21 protein-coding genes are annotated in these 18,910 nt (G+C 39.6%); 16 read left to right on the top strand and 5 right to left on the bottom strand.

Annotated elements, in window-relative coordinates:
* The first annotated feature begins 170 nt into the window (after positions 1–170).
* The 8 genes from H5186_RS16375 (at position 171) to H5186_RS16410 (ending at position 5,166) form a co-directional block, all read left to right on the top strand.
* Complete coding sequence (locus H5186_RS16375) at positions 171–410, top strand: hypothetical protein (RefSeq protein ID WP_182794692.1); 240 nt, start codon at positions 171–173, stop codon at positions 408–410.
* A 574-nt stretch (positions 411–984) separates the two neighbouring features.
* Positions 985–1,242: a type II toxin-antitoxin system Phd/YefM family antitoxin gene (locus H5186_RS16380; protein ID WP_149981240.1), complete on the top strand. Its 258-nt coding sequence runs from the start codon at positions 985–987 to the stop codon at positions 1,240–1,242.
* Complete coding sequence (locus H5186_RS16385) at positions 1,230–1,529, top strand: type II toxin-antitoxin system RelE/ParE family toxin (RefSeq protein ID WP_182794693.1); 300 nt, start codon at positions 1,230–1,232, stop codon at positions 1,527–1,529. The genes H5186_RS16380 and H5186_RS16385 overlap by 13 nt, the downstream gene beginning before the upstream one ends.
* Before the next feature lie 307 nt (positions 1,530–1,836).
* Positions 1,837–2,352, top strand: coding sequence for a hypothetical protein (locus H5186_RS16390; RefSeq protein ID WP_182739800.1), 516 nt, complete (start codon positions 1,837–1,839; stop codon positions 2,350–2,352).
* 563 nt (positions 2,353–2,915) lie between these two features.
* Complete coding sequence (locus H5186_RS16395) at positions 2,916–3,911, top strand: fatty acid desaturase (protein ID WP_182731806.1); 996 nt, start codon at positions 2,916–2,918, stop codon at positions 3,909–3,911.
* A gap of 83 nt (positions 3,912–3,994) precedes the next feature.
* Positions 3,995–4,372, top strand: a complete 378-nt coding sequence (locus H5186_RS16400; protein WP_182718282.1) for a VOC family protein — start codon at positions 3,995–3,997, stop codon at positions 4,370–4,372.
* A gap of 50 nt (positions 4,373–4,422) precedes the next feature.
* Complete coding sequence (locus tag H5186_RS16405; protein ID WP_145241233.1) at positions 4,423–4,671, top strand: TIGR03643 family protein; 249 nt, start codon at positions 4,423–4,425, stop codon at positions 4,669–4,671.
* 87 nt (positions 4,672–4,758) lie between these two features.
* Positions 4,759–5,166, top strand: a complete 408-nt coding sequence (locus H5186_RS16410) for a GFA family protein (RefSeq protein ID WP_182718283.1) — start codon at positions 4,759–4,761, stop codon at positions 5,164–5,166.
* Positions 5,167–5,194: 28 nt separating this feature from the next.
* Here the strand turns inward: H5186_RS16410 and H5186_RS16415 are convergent, their stop codons facing one another.
* Positions 5,195–5,713: a carboxymuconolactone decarboxylase family protein gene (locus tag H5186_RS16415; RefSeq protein WP_182718284.1), complete on the bottom strand. Its 519-nt coding sequence runs from the start codon at positions 5,711–5,713 to the stop codon at positions 5,195–5,197.
* Positions 5,714–6,023: 310 nt separating this feature from the next.
* On the opposite strand from H5186_RS16415, the gene H5186_RS16420 reads away from it, so the two are divergent.
* Positions 6,024–6,917, top strand: a complete 894-nt coding sequence (locus H5186_RS16420; protein ID WP_145241227.1) for an AraC family transcriptional regulator — start codon at positions 6,024–6,026, stop codon at positions 6,915–6,917.
* An 8-nt stretch (positions 6,918–6,925) separates the two neighbouring features.
* On the opposite strand, the gene H5186_RS16425 is transcribed toward H5186_RS16420, so the two are convergent.
* On the bottom strand, positions 6,926–8,140 hold the full coding sequence (locus H5186_RS16425; protein WP_182739805.1) for an MFS transporter: 1,215 nt from the start codon (positions 8,138–8,140) through the stop codon (positions 6,926–6,928).
* 157 nt (positions 8,141–8,297) lie between these two features.
* On the opposite strand from H5186_RS16425, the gene H5186_RS16430 reads away from it, so the two are divergent.
* The 5 genes from H5186_RS16430 to H5186_RS16450 all read left to right on the top strand — a co-directional run bounded on the left by H5186_RS16430 (position 8,298) and on the right by H5186_RS16450 (position 12,992).
* A complete protein-coding gene (locus tag H5186_RS16430) occupies positions 8,298–10,040 on the top strand; it encodes a VWA domain-containing protein (protein WP_182784150.1) in 1,743 nt (580 codons plus the stop codon).
* A 180-nt stretch (positions 10,041–10,220) separates the two neighbouring features.
* Positions 10,221–10,802, top strand: a complete 582-nt coding sequence (locus H5186_RS16435) for a sigma-70 family RNA polymerase sigma factor (protein ID WP_145241223.1) — start codon at positions 10,221–10,223, stop codon at positions 10,800–10,802.
* Positions 10,792–11,421 (top strand): hypothetical protein, encoded by a 630-nt coding sequence (locus H5186_RS16440; protein ID WP_182784152.1) that lies wholly within the window; start codon positions 10,792–10,794, stop codon positions 11,419–11,421. The genes H5186_RS16435 and H5186_RS16440 overlap by 11 nt, the downstream gene beginning before the upstream one ends.
* Before the next feature lie 87 nt (positions 11,422–11,508).
* The gene (locus H5186_RS16445) at positions 11,509–11,772 is read left to right on the top strand and encodes a helix-turn-helix domain-containing protein (RefSeq protein ID WP_145241219.1); all 264 of its coding nucleotides are present in this window, start codon (positions 11,509–11,511) and stop codon (positions 11,770–11,772) included.
* A 2-nt stretch (positions 11,773–11,774) separates the two neighbouring features.
* On the top strand, positions 11,775–12,992 hold the full coding sequence (locus H5186_RS16450; RefSeq protein WP_182739796.1) for a type II toxin-antitoxin system HipA family toxin: 1,218 nt from the start codon (positions 11,775–11,777) through the stop codon (positions 12,990–12,992).
* Between the two features lie 25 nt (positions 12,993–13,017).
* Here the strand turns inward: H5186_RS16450 and H5186_RS16455 are convergent, their stop codons facing one another.
* The 3 genes from H5186_RS16455 to H5186_RS16465 form a co-directional block, all read right to left on the bottom strand.
* Positions 13,018–15,072: a TonB-dependent receptor gene (locus H5186_RS16455; RefSeq protein WP_182739795.1), complete on the bottom strand. Its 2,055-nt coding sequence runs from the start codon at positions 15,070–15,072 to the stop codon at positions 13,018–13,020.
* Positions 15,073–15,137: 65 nt separating this feature from the next.
* Entirely contained in the window at positions 15,138–15,995 is an 858-nt protein-coding gene (gene rhlP, locus H5186_RS16460; protein WP_182739794.1) for a rhombotarget lipoprotein, read from the bottom strand.
* A 69-nt stretch (positions 15,996–16,064) separates the two neighbouring features.
* Positions 16,065–17,645 carry an ATP-binding cassette domain-containing protein gene (locus H5186_RS16465; protein WP_182761530.1) on the bottom strand — a complete coding sequence of 527 codons (1,581 nt, stop codon included), beginning with the start codon at positions 17,643–17,645 and terminating at the stop codon, positions 16,065–16,067.
* 400 nt (positions 17,646–18,045) lie between these two features.
* On the opposite strand from H5186_RS16465, the gene H5186_RS16470 reads away from it, so the two are divergent.
* A complete protein-coding gene (locus tag H5186_RS16470) occupies positions 18,046–18,465 on the top strand; it encodes a hypothetical protein (RefSeq protein WP_145241209.1) in 420 nt (139 codons plus the stop codon).
* A 101-nt stretch (positions 18,466–18,566) separates the two neighbouring features.
* Positions 18,567–18,899: a hypothetical protein gene (locus H5186_RS16475; protein ID WP_182761531.1), complete on the top strand. Its 333-nt coding sequence runs from the start codon at positions 18,567–18,569 to the stop codon at positions 18,897–18,899.
* Positions 18,900–18,910 lie beyond the last annotated feature (11 nt).

The raw sequence follows: 18,910 nt of genomic DNA on the forward strand, positions 1-18,910 counted from the left end.
CATACCTTCCAAAACGCCCATTAAAGCAACAGCAAATCCTCTTTTTATATTTTACGTAAAATCGAAGTAACCGATTGAATCAAAATAGGAACTCGGCTATGGTTAATGCATCAATAAAAATAAATTAAAAACGAGTTATTCTACAGCCTCGTTAAATTTCAGGAGAAACAATGAAGCTCATTCTAGTAACAATCCTTTCGCTAGTATTTTCTGCTAGCACTTTAGCAAGTGAGGCAGTTGAACTTCGCCACAAAGGTGTGGAGGCAGCATCGAAAGGTGATTTTGCATCAGCTCAAAAATACCTAGATCAGAGTGCAAAACTAGGATTTTACACAGCACAAGTTGAGTATGCATATTTGCTAGAGTCTAGCCCAGGCTCAGTACAAAATAGTGTTGAGTCTTATGCTTAGTACAAAGTGGTTATTGCGCGAGCAGGTACTGACACAGAGTTCGCAAAAGAGGGTTTGGCTCGGCTAACCAAAGCAATGTCTGAGGCAGAGTTAAACCAAGCAAAAGAAACTACCACAAAATATATTGAACAATATGCCAAGTAAAAATTTAACACATATGAGCCTGAACTCATTTCATAGGCACTTGTGTTCTATTTGACAGTTTTCATTTAGTGGCGGTCAACTCTAAATCAATAAACTAATTCGTTTACTTCGTCTGTCGATGTGGCTGTTAAGCAAATAGCTTACGGCAAACACATATAGAGGCGCTTTTATCGCAGCCAGGTTTTTCCCATATCCTTTTGGGGTCGCTGGGGCACTACGACCAAATGGATTTAGAAGGTAGGGCGAAGCAGTATGCCAGAGCCGAGACATTCATCGGTTAACTTCATCATGGCACTACTCAAGGGGGCTGGTTTCATCAATCGAATATGTCGTCTCGTTTAGTTTAATTTTAATCTACATGCTCGTTAGCCGTGTTTCCTAAATTGCTTACTCAGTGCTACTATAGTGATACATTTTTGTGGAGGTTATTATGAGAGTAGAGTTAGTAACAACATTGAAACGCCAAGCGACGAAAATATTATCTGAACTGCATTTAACTAAAGAGCCCGTATTAATCACCGAACATGGGCAACCGTCAGCGTATCTTGTTGATGTTGATGACTTCGAATTCATGCAAAAACGTATGCAAATCCTTGAGGCGTTAGCTAAAGGCGAGCAGGCAATAAGTAGAGGAGAAACTACGTCTAATATTGAAGCTAAAGAGAAAATGAATAAATGGCTGAAATAATCTGGACAAATCCTGCTCTGGAAGATTTAAACGATATCGCTGAATATATTGCATTGAGTAACTTGCTGTCAGCTAAAAAGTTGGTGGTGAAAATCTTTGCTAAAGTTGAACGCCTTGAAGATTTCCCTGAATCAGGGAAAACACCGATTGAACTATCAAATCTGAATTATCGTGAAGTGATAGTTAATCCTTGTCGTATATTTTACAAAATAGACAATGATAAGGTTTTTATTTTACACATAATGAGACAAGAGCGTGATTTACGTAAGTTCTTGTTGCAAATGTAGCTTACATTAATCGGGTAGCCTGAGCTCTTTCAACATCACCCATATGCGCTTTTTATTTACAGTAAGTGCAGTGGGCGGTTCACCTCCTGTAATCACGATGTACTGATAAGGCTAGGCACTTACCACCTAAAATAAGCCACTCAAACACCTGCAAAAATGCCAATTAAAACAACACCAAGCCCTCTTTTTATATTTTACGTGAAAGCCAGTCGTCGATTGAATCAAAATAGCAACTGGGCTATGGTTGAACCATCAATAAAAATAAATTAAAAACGAGTAATTCTACAGCCTCGTTAGAGTTTTCTGTATGTCTCTTGTAAACGGAATTCCAATTTCAGAACTACCAAAGGTTCTTAATCTTATCTTTGAAGATGATGTTCTTATTTACGAAGCTTATTCAGATTTCGATAAAGAAATACAAATTTTTTCTAATCGGAAGGATTTGAATGAATATGCTAATTTCAAACTATCTGAGAATGACTTTAGGTGTAAAGATATCAACTTGACTCTCCACTACTCTGACACTGGTGGGGAGGTTTACATTGAGAAACATGATTTGGTTCCAGATAAGTGTGATGGTGCTACCTATAGATATACAGCAGATGGCTGGGGCACAATCAATTTCAATATTTTTATTGAAGGAGATTACTTCGTGTTGTTTTCGCTTCATGCAAGAGATAAAAAGGAAGCAAAAGAGTGGCAGGATACTTATCCAGAGTTTGGGTCTTTTTTAGTTTGGGAATGGAAAAATGTCAGTAAGCATTTAAAAAGACTAGAGACGTCATACAGTGCAATTCATAATAAGTTGGCAAAAAAACTCTAACAAGTCGATTATGTTCGCCCAACAATTTGGGCTGAGACTGCAAACCCGCGCGCCATATCGAAGAAAAACAGCATCAGGTCTTGCATCTTGCATTTTATTATAAAAGTCAAAAAGAAAGACCTGCCGACGGAACCATGCGAAGGTTATAGTCTCTGAAAAGGCAAAAGCTATCCCAACTTGTCAGCTAGTGATTCAAATTACTCATGCTCTAAATATCAACCGTGGGAAGCTGAAGCGTTTGAACTAGAAGATAGAGTAAGAGAAGCTTTATATAACAGGATCCCAGAATTAAAATGCTTATAACAAGCAATTAGGATCGGCAACGTCCGTTCATGGCACTCTGTCGCCATAATAATTCTTACAGGTCAAAAGACTGCTATTTTAATTTAAGTCGATTTAGCTACGGCTAACTTAACCAATTGTAGTTATATTAAAAAAACATGCTTGACTTAAATTAACGGCACTTTTATTTTTTCGTTGCTCGTTGCTCGTTGCTCGTTGCTCTAGCAGCTTTTTATTTATTCGGGTATCATTTGCGCAACTTTGATTATCAGTTGCTATTTATGACCACGTTAAGTGCTAAGGAAAATATTCAAGCCATTGTTAAGGCGATTAAAGCTGAAGAAGCTAAGCTTCGTCAAAAGCACCCGTTATTAGCCCATCAAAATACTATCGGGATGGCTATTTTATTATTATCACTCAGTGCGTTAATTGGGGTTGGTGCACTTTATTACTTCGCTATTATCCCTGCGTGGCTATGTATTATTTTAGCAGCCATTGCAGCGTCAATTTCCCACGAGCTTGAACACGACCTGATCCATAAACAGTACTTTAGTAACCAGCCTTTTCTACATAACTTTATGATGCTAACAGTGTGGCTAATGCGCCCAAATACTATTAGCCCATGGTATCGCCGTAAAATGCATTTACATCATCATAAAGTGTCGGGTACTGAGCAAGACTTAGAAGAGCGCTTAGTGGGTAATGGCATTAAAAAGCCATTGTTACGGGCGTTGGTAATTGTTGATGGCTTACTCGGCTTGTTAATTAACGCTAAACGTTTTAGTAAAGAAATCAAAGGGTTTAGCTTTTTTAAGGTATTTAACGCAGGGTTTCCGGTTACCACAGCGTACTTTGCTATTTTATACAGCGTAATTGTGTTCCATTTAGTTGATTTATTTACCCCACTTGCGGCTAATTCGCCGGCGTTGTTGCTGGACACTATGGCGGTGTTTGAGTTTTTAATGGTGGTGTTGATTGTGCCTAATATTGTGCGTTCAAGTTCATTAAATTTTGTGACTTCATCAATGCATTACTATGGCGGCGTTAATAACATGCTGGAGCAAACGCATGTTTTAACGAGTCGCTTGTTCGCACCGTTTAACTTGTTTTGTTTTAACTTTGGCCATACCCATACGATCCACCATTTTGTGCCGAATCAACCGTTTTATTTACGCCAAATGATCAGCAAGAAAGTACTTGAGGTAATGAAAAAACACGGTGTTCGCTTTAACGATTTTGCTAGCATCAAACAAGCAAATCGCTATCAAGCTTCTTAATATCAAGATACAAATTACTAATTGACCTCAAGTTAAGTTAAGGTTTTAAAGTCGTTATCTAACTCAATATTTAGGTAACGACTATGAACCTTAATCAAATCACTTTACCTGTCTGTGACATCGAAAAAGCAAATCAATTTTACCTGGCCATGGGCTTTACACAAATTGTAAAAACGGATCATTACTCACGCTTTGAGTGCCCTAATAAAGCTACATTTTCTTTATTATTAACTGATGATGTGTTTAGTAATGGTGCGGTTATATATTTTGAAAGCGCAGAACTAGAAAAGTGGGTCGCCTCCTTAAAAGCTAAGGGCTTTGAGTTTGAATCAGTGATCACCGTGCAGCGTTATTTATGGCGAGAAGCGGTGTTAAAAGACCCATCAGGCAATAAAATTAAACTTTATTGGGCGGGGTGTAATCGGCTGAATCCATCATGGCGAGTTGAAGTTACAGATTGATCGTATTCTTGCTATGTCGGGTATAAAGATATTTTGTAGAAGAGTCTGTTATGTTTGATAGTAGCCAAGTGTCTAGAATTATCGAGATGGCATGGGAAGATCGCACGCCATTTGAAGCCATTGAAAACCTTTATGGTTTAAATCATTCCCAGTTAGTTAGTTTTATGCGCGACAATATCTCATCGGGTTCGTTTAAAGTCTGGCGCAAGCGCCATGCTGGCCGTACAACAAAACATTTAAAATTACGCAATCCCGCTATTATGCGCAGCCACTGTAAAACCCAGTATAAAAACCGTTAATGACCTAAACGTTTGTTGAAAATACAAGGGAAGTTGGCGTAAAGTGATACCACTTTAGTTAGTTAAAATTCTATGTAGGGATCTTAAATGCAAATTACCGGACGTTGTCATTGTGGTGAGGTTACTTACCATGCTGAAGTTGATGAAAATAAAGTAATAAATTGTCATTGTACTGATTGCCAAATTATCGCAAGTTCCCCATTTCGCACTGTGGTTATATCACATCCTAACGCGGTTACGTTTACTGCAGCTGCGCCGAAAGAATATATAAAAACAGCCGAAAGTGGTAATAAGCGTGCACAGGGATTTTGTGGTAATTGCGGCACCTCTTTGTATGCAACGTCAGTCGGTGATGGCGATAAAATTTATGGCCTACGTATTGGGGCTATTGAGCAGCGTGAGCAACTTATTCCTAAAGCACAAATTTGGTGTCGTTCAAGCCCATCTTGGTTAAAAGAGCTAAACACTATAACTGGCTTTGATACTGTGCCTTAAGCGTCTAATTTCGTAATGTATATTACTACTATGCGCGCTCTAACAATTTTGCAAAAGATAAATTAGCGCGCATTGCTACGTTTATATCTGCTTTAATAGCCAGTGAATTGATCACGGCATTTATGTGTGCTGCTTCAAATTGCGAATCAAGACATGTAACTAAATGGGCTTGAAGCAGAGCTTGAAAATTATCTTCCACTGCCAATGCCCCCAGCTTTATTGCCAAGTAACAGTGATGAGAAAGCCTGCTTTGGGCGCTGTTTATTTTAGTCGTGGATAGGTGTTCAATTTCTTGCTCAACCAATGCTGTACGATTTGGCTGTCTTTGCAAACATATTTGTTTTAGCACGTTTAGGCTATTTAACGACCGAGGGACACCAATGTAGGTAACCATATAAGAAAATGCACTATTAAGCTCATCAATGGTATGTCCTTTATCTAAGGCTTCGTTCAACAAGTTTTTTAGACGATATAACTCCCCCATTGCTGCAAGTGCGGCAATAGCTGCAACAAACGGGTATTTTGTGTGGTTATTTACTTTAAGCATAATGTCTCTTTAAAAATTAAATTGTTAAAAAGCAAAAATATCGCAGTAGGTAAGCTTTACCTTAGGCTGCTTAATTTGCTGTTTAAAATAGTGCGTAGAGAAGTGAATTATTTGGGTTTTTATAGTGATAACCTGTCAGCGCATTAATATGCCTGAGCGAATATTTATTATTACTGATAATGGCTAAATGTGTTTGTTAAAACCAATGTGTTTTTTGCCTAAAACAACAGATCGTGATTGTTTTTAATATTTATGAGTGTGCTTAGTGCTAAGCTTTGATTAAAGTATGATGAGATCAAATTAAAACGCGATGACTAGTAAACAGACCTTAACCGAATCCGTGTTAGCAATTGCTACACACGATGGTATTTTTAACACTCAGATAGATGCGCTTAAATTAGTACGTCGCAGCAATGTGTCTGAGCCTATGCCATGTGTTTATGGGCTTGGTTTAGGCATAACTGTGCAAGGTGGCAAGCGTGTTACCTTGGGCGAAGATATTTATGATTATGCAGAAGGACAAACATTAGTTGCCTCTGTTGATGTGCCAGTTGTAAGCCATATTACTTCAGCGTCTATACAACGCCCTTTTTTAGGGTTGCACTTATGTATCGACAGTAAAGTTTTAGGTCAAGCAGTTGCTAATATGGATTTTTCATCTCAAGATTGTGTAGCTCGTCAATGCGCTATGTCGGTAGTCGATGCTGATGAGGGTCTTTTAGATGCTATAAATAGGCTGATTAAATTATTAAACGAGCCTAAGCTGCTTTTGCAACTAGCCCCTTTAATCCAAGAGGAGATTGTTTTTCGGTTATTACAAAGCCCACATAGTTATCAATTAAGGCAAATAGTAACCGCAGGATCCGCTAGTCAAAAAATAGCTAAAATTTTATATTGGTTAAAACAAAATTATAAAGATGATTTTTCGATAGTTGACTTAGCTGCTGAGGCGCATATGAGTGAATCAACGTTTCGCCAGCACTTTCGAGAAGTGACTAAACTCAGCCCTTTGCAATATATCAAGAATTTACGTTTACAAGAGGCGAGGCAATTAATGCTGAATCAGCGCCTTGATGCGAATACGGCTGCTTTGCAAGTGGGCTATGAAAGCGCCTCACAATTTAGCCGAGAGTACACCCGATTTTTTGGTCGTCCTCCTCTTAAAGATATAAATGCATTGCGTTTAAGCAATGCATTTATTTAGGCATGTAGTTAGGTATTGCTGTCACTTCTCATGGTGATATTACGTCCACCTAAATAACCAAATACGGCGCACAATGCACTCGCAAAAGCACATAACCATAAGGTGGTTGTCCAATTGCCAAAGTAGCTATGTAATGAGCCTGCGATAATCGGCCCAGAGGCGGCAAGTAAATAGCCCAAGCACTGTGCCATGCCTGAAAGTGATGTAGCCTGACGGGTGTCATGAGTACGTAAGCTAATAAACGATAAACCTAAAATAAAGCAGGCGCCTGAGCAAAATCCTAAGGTGACTGCCCACAAAGAGGCAAACTCAGGTAAATAGAGCAGCCCAAGTGAGCATGTTGCGGCTATTAGTGCTAACAAGCTGGTTAAAATACGTTGATCTTTAAGCTTTGCCAGCAGTGGTATTAAGATAATGCCAGGCACTGCAGACGCTACTTGAAAGGCACCTTGTAGCGCACCCGCATGCTGAGCTGTATGGCCACCTTCAAGCAAAATGCTCGGCAACCAACTAATCATAATATAGGTAAAAAATGAATTTAATCCCAGCAGTAAGGTAATCTGCCACGCAAGCGCCTCGTGCCATACTTTGTTGGTGTTGACACTCGCCAGTAGATCTTTTGTTGGCTTAGTATGAAGTTTTAACTGTGGTAGCCAAATAACAATACTCACTAGGGTAAGTAAGCCATAACAAGCAAGGGCTAATTGCCAGCCGATACTTTTATATTCAGCCAGCGGAATAATAAGCGCGGCATAACTACCACCAAAAATTCCCATCGCTAGTACGTAAGTAGAGGTCATCACTGCCACTTTATGCGGGAAGTCGCGTTTAATTAAGCTCGGTAACAGTACGTTACCAATTGCGATACCGATGCCAATGACTGCTGTACCTAAGTAAAGCATTGGCATAGAGTCAATTAGCCGCGAAGCCAAGCCCAAACCAATCAGAATAAGCGCAATAAACAGTGATATTTCTAAGCCTTGTTTTTTAGCAAGACTTGCCGCCATCGGGCTGGCTAAAGCAAAGGCAATTAACGGCAGTGTTGTGAGCATACCGGCTTGCGAAGGGCTTAAGTTAAAGGTCAAAATTATTTGCTCAAGCACAGGAGCAATCCCTGTAACCGGTGCGCGTAAGTTAGCGGCAATAAAGATAATGCCTAAAATTAAAATAGCAGAAGAAAAAGCAGTTCTTTTAATGGCAGTCGAGTTCAAAACTAAAATCATCAATAAGAAAGAGGGAGCGCAATTATAACTCAGCACTCGTAACGTAGATATTAAATGGGACGAATAGATGCTCATTAAAAAATAATTAACCCCACTTTTTAAAGTCATCCGTTAATAGCCTTAGTGAACCTCATTTGATAGACAACAAGGTGATTTTATGAATAACAAAATTAGTAACACCCAATCAATTAATTTGCGTTTAACTGTGCTGAGCCTTGCGGTTATAGTTGGTTTAACTGGCTGTGAGCAAAGTGCGCCACGTGAGATTGATGAACAACAAAGCCAAGCAAACAACGCGGCGCAAAGCAAACAAAACGATGAACAGCAATTAGAGTTACAAGTGCAAAAAAGGCAGAGTAAAAATGCCATAAGTTTTGCAGCAATGCCGCAAGGAATGGTACATGAAAGTGTTGCTATGCATCGCCCAGGATTACAGCTACAGCTAATGCCGCCAGCCCCTATTGATGACATGGCATTTGAGTCAGAGCAAGATCGTGAAAATTATTTAAAATCCCAGCAAAACCCAGTAAAACAAGTTGGTACTGAACCGGTTTCAACCTTTTCAATTGATGTTGATACGGGCAGTTACAGCAATACTCGGCGTATGCTCAATATGGGGAAATTACCACCTAATGACGCAGTACGTGAAGAAGCTTTTATTAATTATTTTGACTACGGTTACAGTGCACCCAATAGCATAGCTACACCTTTTAATGTTCATACCGAGATGGCAACAGCTCCTTGGAATGAGCATCGGCAACTATTAAAAATTGGCATTAAAGGTTTTGAGATTGAAAAAGCCGATTTAAAAGCGGCGAATTTAGTGTTTTTACTGGATGTATCTGGCTCTATGAATGCACCAAATAAGTTACCCTTATTAAAAACCAGTTTAACCATGTTAACTAAACAGTTAGATGAAAATGATTCAGTTGCAATTGTCGTGTATGCCGGTGCCGCAGGCATGGTTTTGCCAGCAACGAAAGGCAATGAGCAACAAACTATCAGCGCCGCGTTAGATAAACTGGCAGCAGGCGGCTCAACTAATGGCGAGCAAGGTATTGAACTGGCTTATCAAATTGCGGCCGAAAATTTTAAAAAAGGAGGTATTAATCGGGTGATTTTAGCCACTGATGGCGACTTTAATGTGGGCACCCAATCAATCGATAAACTCAAAGAGCTGGTGGCATCTAAGCGCAAGACGGGGATTGCCTTAACTACTTTGGGATTTGGCCAAGGTAATTATAATGATGGCCTAATGGAGCAACTGGCAAATATAGGTAACGGCCAGCATGCTTACATAGATAACATAAACGAAGCACGCAAAGTACTGGTCGATGAACTCAGCAGTACCATGCAAATTATTGCCAAAGACGTAAAAATTCAAGTGGAATTCAATCCACAGCAGGTGGCTGAATATCGTTTAATTGGTTATCAAAATCGCGTACTCGCTAATGAAGATTTTAATAACGATAAGGTCGATGCCGCAGAGTTAGGGGCAGGGCATAGCGTGACTGCGCTGTATGAAATAACCTTAGCCAACGCAGCTCATAAACAAATTTATGAGCTGCGTTACCAATCTAAAGAAGACAAAAAACTGGCTACCAGCAATGAACTCGCCTTTGTAAAAGTGCGTTATAAACAGCCTGACGCTGAGCAAAGTAAGTTGATCACTCAAGCTGTTGCAACACCTAAAGGTGAACTGCCTTTATCGCAAGCCAGCCAAGACTTTAAATTTGCCGCCGCAGTGGCTGGTTTTGCGCAGTTATTAAAAGGTGCAAAATATATCGGAGACTGGCAGTATGAAGATTGCGCTAAATTGGCAACCGCTAACAAAGGCATAGACACATTTGGCTATCGTAGTGAGTTTGTGCAACTCGTTAATAATGCTGCGGCACTGTGATACCAATCAACTTAAATATTTAGTCATTCTAGCGCGCTAAATAAAGCGCTAACTGTGTTATAAATTTCTCAAATAGAACAACTATATGTCAAAGTTTATGCCTTGTTATCACTCTATTTATATGTCGCTATAAATGACTAATAACTTAACACGATTGGTATGATTTAAGTAAAGGATGTTATGACAGAACTAGCTGATGAGCAATTAATGTTGAGTTATGGACAAGGTGATGTACAGGCTTTTACCCAGCTGTACCTACGCCATAAAAATAGCTTATATCGTTATTTTTTACGCCAGTGCGCAAACCCGCAAGTGGCTGAAGAGCTTTATCAAGAAGTCTGGAATAAGCTGATAAAAGCGCGCTCACAGTATCAAGTGAGCGCTAAGTTTACCACTTGGTTGTATCGTATTGCGCACAATGAATTGATTGATCATTACCGCCGCACTGGTACGCAAAACAAATGGCTAGACGGTGATAATCAAGACATTGAAATTGCCGAATTTGCTGATCATAACAGTCGACCAGATGCTGAAAAGCTCGAGCAGGCTCAGCAAGCAGCGCAGTTAAAAGTGTGCCTAGCACAATTGCCACGTGAGCAAAAAGAGGCGTTTTTACTTAAACACGAAGCTGATTTTACCCTCAAAGAAATTGCCGAACTAGCGGTAGAAACAACTGAAAATATCAAAAGCCGCATCCGTTACGCGCTAGCCAAGCTAAAGCAATGTATCAAGTATAAAATGGAGACTAACAATGAGCGATAAGTTAACCGATCATGATATTGCTTCACTTTATAAACGAGGTGCAACGGAGCAACCAAGCTTACAACTTGATGAGCAAATATTACAACATGCAGCTGAAGCCGCTAATGCTAACAAAGTAACCAATATTAATAAGCGCAAACGCTTTTACCAAACTTGGTATGGGCAATTATCTACTGCGGCATCACTGGTGTTAGTCGCGGTTTTATATATGCAAAATACTACTCAGTATCTTAAGCCGTCAGAGGCAATGAATGATCTACAAATTTTAGCCGATGAACAGACTGCTTTAGCACCTGCAGCCTTGTCTGAAATGATGCAAAGCGAAGTGCTAGAACAAAAGCAGCTAGAGCAATTAAAGCAAACTCAAAGGCTTCAACGCAGTACACAATCTTACATGGCAGGACGGCAATTTGAGTCGCAAAGCATGACCGCTAAAAGCGAAGTATTATTAGAGCTTGAAATTATCACCGCAGAGGTAGCAAATAAATTTAAACGTATAGATACACTTATTGCTGATGGTGAAACAACCGCCGCTAAAGCTCAGCTTGCTGAGTTATTAGTAGCGCACCCAGAACTCAAGGTGCACTTAACTGAGCAGTATAAACAGCTATTACAGTAAAAGGTAATCTAGTTATGTTCGCTATATAGCTATATTTTTTGTTTTATACTACCATGTTCGCTATATGGCGAGTTTCTGGTGGCTGCGATGAATAGAATAGAAATAGGAAAAGCGCTTGCTCAGGCGCGAAAAGAAAAACAACTAACACAACGAGAAGTGCAAAAATTGACGAACATTAATAAAAGCACACTATCTGAAATTGAAAACGGTAAATTTACAGGATCATTGGATATCCTTGAGCGTTATACTCATTATTTAGATTATGAGCTAGCTGTAGTACCAAGAACTTTGTCTAAATCACGGTTACCTCGTTGGGATGAATTAAACGATCTTTTTAGTGAGGATAGCTAGTGATGGCTTTTAACCTACCTGAAAAAGTACAAAAGTTGACAGTGTGTATAGATGACAAAGAGCTGGGTGTGCTAACTCATGATGCAATACACGATTATAAGCAAACGCAAAATGAGTTTAATCTATCATTAACTATGACTGAAAAAGGCATGGATGATAGTTATCGATCTGGTGCATTGCATCCTATTTTTGCGCAAAATTTGCCTGAAGGGCATAACCGTAGATACATTGCACAAAGGCTTGCTCGTTACGCCAAAGTTAACGACATGTACTTATTAGCTTTGCAAGGAAGTGATGGTATTGGCATGTTATCTTACCAAGGTGACTTTAAATTACCGCAAGTTGATAGCGTGTCACTTAACGATATTCTTACGTATTCGCATGCACAGCCTTTATTTCCGCAGTTATTAGAAAAATACTATCTCAGGAATACCTTGTCAGGAATGCAACCCAAAGTAAGTATTCCAAGTGTTGAGCGAACAGTTCATCAAAAAGATCTGATCGTAAAATCATTTGATGAAGAGTTTGAGCTGCTTACTGTTAATGAATATGTGTGCATGCAAGCAGCTAAATATTGCGGTCTAGCACCGCCAAATACGTATTTATCTGATAACCTTGAAACATTTGTGATTGAACGCTTTGATCGTGGTGAAAGTGGCACTCAGTTGCTAGGTTATGAAGACTTTACAACTTTGATGAAGCGCTCTTCAGATCCCGATGAAAAATATCGGGGAAGTTACGAAACCCTACTGAAAGCAACCTATTTGTACACGAATAATATGCTCGAAGTTGAAAAAATGTATAAGTACATCGTTTTCAGTTGTTTAATTGGTAACGGTGACGCCCATCTTAAAAATTTTGCGCTGCAGTACACGCCAGATATGAGCAATATTTTTGTTTCTCCACCTTTTGATATTACTCATACATTAATTTATCCAACCATCAATAATAAAATGGCACTTAATATTTGTAAGAGCAAAGAGTTTCCAGACTGTGATCACTTAATTAAGCTGGCTAATCAAGGTCATATCGTAATTAGGAATGCGCAAGAGATTGTTGAATCGTTAGCTCAAGGGGTTATAGAGTATGTTTCAAGGTCACAAGAAGTCTTGCTCTTAAGTGGTTTAAAAGAGTCGATTTTAGCTGGAGTTGATAAAGTGATGACTGCAACTTACAATTCAAAATCATATCGACATGATAAAAAGAAAAAGTTTGAGTAATAGCAGAAATCACTTAATTCAATATTTACCAAGCGTAACTTGCTGAGAACATTATATTACGTGGTCGCCCAGGAAAATAACGGTCGCCAGTAAAGCTGGTGTAATCGGCACGCTCTGCATAGGCGGTATCAAATAGATTGTTAATGCGCGCGGTTAGTTTCAATTGTTCAGTCAGTTGCCATGCTGCGCGTAAATTTAGTAAGTCATGGCCTGCGTAACTGTGTTGGTTTTCAGGATCGGTGAAATAGTCACTGACATGATGCCACTCAATAGCAATTAAGGTGTTATTGGTGACTTGCCAGTTAGCTTGTAGGTTGGCGATATTACGCGGTGCTGTGTCTATGTCGTTACCGTTAATGTTTACTTCAGATAAAACTTGGTCATAGTCGTATGTGTGTATTGCATGGCTTGCTGCTAGGGCAAGTTGAATCGACTGAGTAAGTTGATAATCCAGCTCCAGTTCAATACCACGGTGCTGAGTTTGCCCATCATTAATGGTAAAAAAGTCGCTGTCGCGAAAAATCACGTTTTGTTTATTCATCGCATACGCTGAGAATACATAATGCAGTTGTTGATATTGCCCTTTGAGGCCCACTTCTAGATTGTCTGCTGTTTCAGATTCGAGATCAGCCACTTGTTGTTCGCGCTGTAGCTGATAAAGTTCAGCCGCTTGCGGCGCACGGTAACCGCGAGATAGGTTTGCATATAAATAATTATCAGCACTTAATTGATAACTCAAGCCAAGTTTAGGCGATGTATTTGTAAAGGTATTCTTACTACTTGGCGGGCGCGAGTAACGACAACCGCCAAATCCACATTCGCTGCCATTCTCGTCAGTGCGACCAGCCAGCATATTATTGGTGTAGTCGTAATCAAGCTGCTCAAAGCGTGCGCCTAAACTGATAGCGAGTTGCTGCCATTGCCAATCAAGGCTAATAAAAGGGGCGAGTAGGGTGCTGGTTACATCGTAATCGTAATGCTTACCTTGTGGCACAGTTGCTACTAAAAATGCTGAACCTTGAGTTGGCTCGTCTTGATATTGCAAAAAATCTGCACGGGTGTATTCGCTGTCTAGCCCTAAATTAACAGTTAATTCGTTTGAATACGCATGCTGCCAAAGTGATTGCACGCCAACGCCATTTTGGCTGTTTTCTTCAAGCGGTGTGCCCGGTAAAAAATGCTTAAAGAAGGTCATACTTTGATTGCGCACATACGGGGTAATGGTTAGCGTATCTTTTGCTGTTTGCCATTGTGTTTTTGACCAAAGCCGAAATGAGCGGGCTTTTCTAAATGCATCAGGATCAAAGTTTTGCTGGGCTATTTCATCGTTTTTATAGCTTTCAAAGCCTTCAATAAATCCGGCAGTTTTTTGATCTAAGTGGGTATAGCTCAATCCTGTAGTGACGGATAGATCATCACTTGTATAGCGATGGCGCAGATTGAGCTTTTCTTGGTCTACGCTTTCGTCATCACGGTATCCGGTATCGCGAGTGATACTGGCATTAATACCAAATCCTTGATTGCCTAAATCTTTTCCGCTGCGCAGTTTGAACCGGTTGTAACCGTAAGAGCCTAAATCAACGCCGAGCAAATGTTCATCATAAGTGGTATCAGGGGTGATCACATTAATTACGCCATGCACAGCATTTGAGCCGTAAAGGGCAGAGCCTGGGCCTTTTAAAACTTCAATACGTTGCGCCATTTCGGTGTGCGCTTCAAACAATTCGTTAATATTGCAAAAGCCTGCCGCACGCAGGGGGATGCCATCTTCGGCTGTTAAAATACCGCCACAGGCGCCAGCGCCAGAAAGCACCGGAGAGCGCAGTGCGGGCAAATATTCTTGACCGTTACCATGTTGTACATTGGCACCTGCAACTTGCTTTAATACTTGCTCGATATGGGTCGGTGCGATTAAATCTAACTGCGCTTTAGTGATACTGCTTATTACTAAAGGTAGAGGATCGGCGCGTACCTCAGCACGAGATGCTGTAGTGGTAATGCGTTCAATGTCGTTTTGCGCGGCGAAAGAATTAAAGGCTGTAGGTGTGATCAGCGCCAGAGGTAATAATCGAGAAAGCATGAAAGCCCTTTATCTAAGATATTTCAAAAGGGCAGGATATAACCTTTTTTAGGAATTCTAAAGCTTTAGCGATAAACGCTTGTTAGTTTAATGTAGAGCTGTTTAGTTATTTGCTCGTGTTGTTTTAAAATTAACATAGCAGTTAGTAACATTAATAAGAAATATAAACTGCCACCACTGCTGCCGTCTTTATGATTAACATTGGCTATTTTGTCTTCTTTGACACGGGTTTTAAATGACCCAAGTTCAGCATCTAAGTTTGTGATCATGTCATCAACAGCTAAGCTAAAGCTGCCTTGCGACTGCTCGTTTAAGGTTTCATCAATACCGACGGCTGTACTGCGTTGCTCTACTTTGTTAATTCCCGGAGCTCGAAACAGCATTTTTCTACTTTTCACATCGAAAACAGCTGTATCAACAAAAGTTTGTACGGTGTTTTCGTTGCCAGGAATAACGTATAACCCCACAATTGTTAAATATAAGAATGCAGCATTATTTTCGAGAGTTTGTGATACTTGGTCATATGATACCAGCGCAATAATATCAACGTCATATAATCTAGATACTTGCTCAAGAGTGGTAAATCCTTGACCTCCTTTTAAATAACTACTAGGAATAACTTCAATACGGTCAATGTAGTCATATTGCATAAACTGTTTTTTTACTTTCTCAAGCAAGGCAATTTCGTCGTTACTGCGAATGCCAGAGTCATATTGGTTAGGAATAAATGCGATACCTACAGTTGCGGGTAAGTTAAGCGTTGGTATGCTTGGTTGATGAGCCTGACGGCTTTGTTCATCAGGGTATAGAAAATCCACGAGACTACTTGAGCGAGTTTTTTGATTCGTATTTTGGCTGAGCATACTACTGCAGCCAGCTAACGAAGTAATTACAATCACCAAAACCAATTGTAGAGTTTTCATATTATTCCTTTTTATAATTAAGTGATCCGATGAGTTTGAACCTGAAACGATGAAAAAGTTCTCGCTGTGCTATTTTAAGATAATGTTAGTTAGTACATTAGATTGCTTAATAAACTCCTCATCGTGGCTCACCAATATAAAGCTGCCAGTAAAATCAGCCAGATTTTGCGCAAGATGTTGCTTGTTAGCCAAGTCCAAGTGGTTATCGGGTTCATCGAGTAACAATAAAGAGTGCTGCGCATTTTGCGCCGCTATAAGCATGGCTAATTGCATTTTCTCGCCGCCGCTTAATTGGCTAATTGGCCGATAAATATTCTCTCCCTTAAAGCCAATATTCGCAAGCAAATGGCGTACTGTTTGTTGTTTTAGCTGACAGTGTTTTTCTAATGCATTGCATAAAGTGTCTGTTGCTCCTAAAAAAGAGCTGTGTTGATCTATATAAAGCACTTTACTATTTAATTGAAGCGCTGTTGATACTGGTGAATTTGCCGAGTCATTAATCATCCGGAGTAATGTTGACTTACCGCTGCCATTGGATCCTTTTAGGTGTAACTTATCACCACTAAAAATTTGCAGGGTGATTGCTTTATTAGCGCTTGAAAATGGCAAAGTAAGTTTTTCAATAAATAGTAGGCGTTTATTGCTAGTCGGTTGCGTAAACTTTACTGTTTTAGCTTTACTATTTGGTAACTGCTGTTGAAGTGTTTGGCGTTTTTCGGTTAGGGCTTCGCGTTTGACAGAGGCTAGCCGTTCAGAAGCGCCTTTACTTGCTTGGGCACTGTTTTTCTTAAAGTCTAACATCACTTTTGGTTGGCTGGTGGTGTTACGTTTTTTATTACCTTGTGCTGCTCTTTGTTGGGCTTTTTCACGATTAAGCTGGGTTTGCTGAAGGTGTTTTTGTCGCTCCTTGTCAAGATTATTAATTTGCTTTGTAAGCGAAGTTTGTTGTCGTGTTTTTTGCTCATTGAAATGCTCATAATTCCCCGTTTCATAATGAACACCTTGACTGCTAAGCTCAATAATAGCATCGCATTGATTAAGTAATTGGCGGTCATGACTTACTACAATTACTTGCCCTTTAAACGCATGTAATTGGTCAATTAGCCATTGCTTTGCTGATTGGTCTAAATGGTTACTTGGCTCATCTAAAATCAGTAAATCAGGCTTTGTTTGCAACGCGCAAAATAGCATCAAACGCCGCTGTTGACCGCCGCTTAAATGCTTAATTGGCTGGTTTAATGAGGTATCAATAGCAAGGGCTAAAAGTTGTTGTTTGTAATATTGCTCGCATAACCAATCATCATCGATTAGGTTAAAGTCAGCCTCATGGCAGCTTCCTTGTTCAATACGATTAAGGGCGGCTAACTTTTTATCAACTCCTAATAGTTGTGCAATCGTGGATGACGATGTTTGAAGGTGCTGCTCACTTAATTGTTGCTGTGAAATAAGCACGCGAGTACCACTAAATTCAACATGTCCCGAACTAGGTTGTTGTTGGTTTGCCAATATACTCAACAATATTGATTTACCGCTGCCATTAGCACCAATGATCGCGGTGAGCTTTTCATTTATTGAAAAACTAAGTTGTTTAAATTGAGTTTGGCCATCTGGGTGTTGATAGCTTAAATTGTGGATGTGTAATGTATGCATAATGCCTCTGGAGTGTTCAGGGCATGGCGCGCAAAGCAATTAAAATTAACTAGGTATCGTTAAGTCGATAGCAAGATATATGACGAATTTTGCGCCCACTAACCCTGTAAATTCAAAAAATAAAACGAATTTCAACAGGTGTTAGTTATTCATTAATGCGCAAACTCCAGTAAGGTCAGTGAGTTAATAATATACGAATATGTTGTGAGCTGTCAGCCAGTTTTTATTATTTATTGTTTTACAGCATTTTATTTTCTTTAATATAGCTAACTAATTGTTTGTTAAAACACATAACTGTAAGCACTCACTATCTTTACAAAGTTTACAATTCATTTCATCTTTCATTCAGGCTGACTTGTTAGGCTTTAGTTATTCACACAGATTATGCTAGGAAGTAGCTATGAATAAATTAATCCCCCTGTCTTTGGCTGTACTTGGTTTGAGCCTATTACCGTTTGCAGCAAATGCTAAGCACGAGCGCGAACATGATCGTTATGAACATCGCCATGAGCATCATCATGAGCATAAAAAGCACAGTAAAAAGTACCATAAAAAATATTATAAAAAACACCATAAGTCAGCAGATTATAAAAAGTTGCCGCCGGGTTTATACAAGAAAGTAGGCTACGGGCATGGCTTACCGCCGGGTTGGTATAAAAAATATCATCGTGGCGATCGCCTTGATAGAGATATTTACCGCCGTGGTCGAGTTGTTGAGCGTCATGACCGAAAGGGGATAATTTTACTGGAAGTTGATGATCAGCTAATTCATTTAGTGCATGACACTCGAGAGATTCTCTCTATTGTTACTCGTCACTAAATTTTTACCAAGTCACAACTTGATGTCGGTTATTTAATTTACTTCATAACGAGTTCATGAATTATTGCTATTCTTTAAATGAACTAAATAGGGAGTAAAATATGAAAGCACTTCTATCTACTGCTTTGCTTGGCTTAGTACTTTGCAGCGGCGCAGCTTTTGCAAAAAATGATAACCATGACAAAGACAAAAATAAAGGTAAAGGGAGTTTACCGCCAGGATTACAAAAAAAAGTTGATAATGGTGGTCAATTGCCTCCTGGTTGGCAAAAAAAGTACAACAAAGGTGACAGATTAGATTACGATATCTATCGCCATGGTCGAGTAGTAAAACCGATAGACCGTGATGGTCGTATTACGATTGAAATAGACGATACCATCATTCATATGGTGCATGATACTCGCGAAATTTTGTCAATTTTAAGTCGTTATTAATAAAGGGTTAT

The organism is Pseudoalteromonas sp. SG41-2 (assembly GCF_014164535.1).
In the GTDB taxonomy this organism is placed as follows: Bacteria; Pseudomonadota; Gammaproteobacteria; order Enterobacterales; family Alteromonadaceae; genus Pseudoalteromonas; species Pseudoalteromonas rhizosphaerae.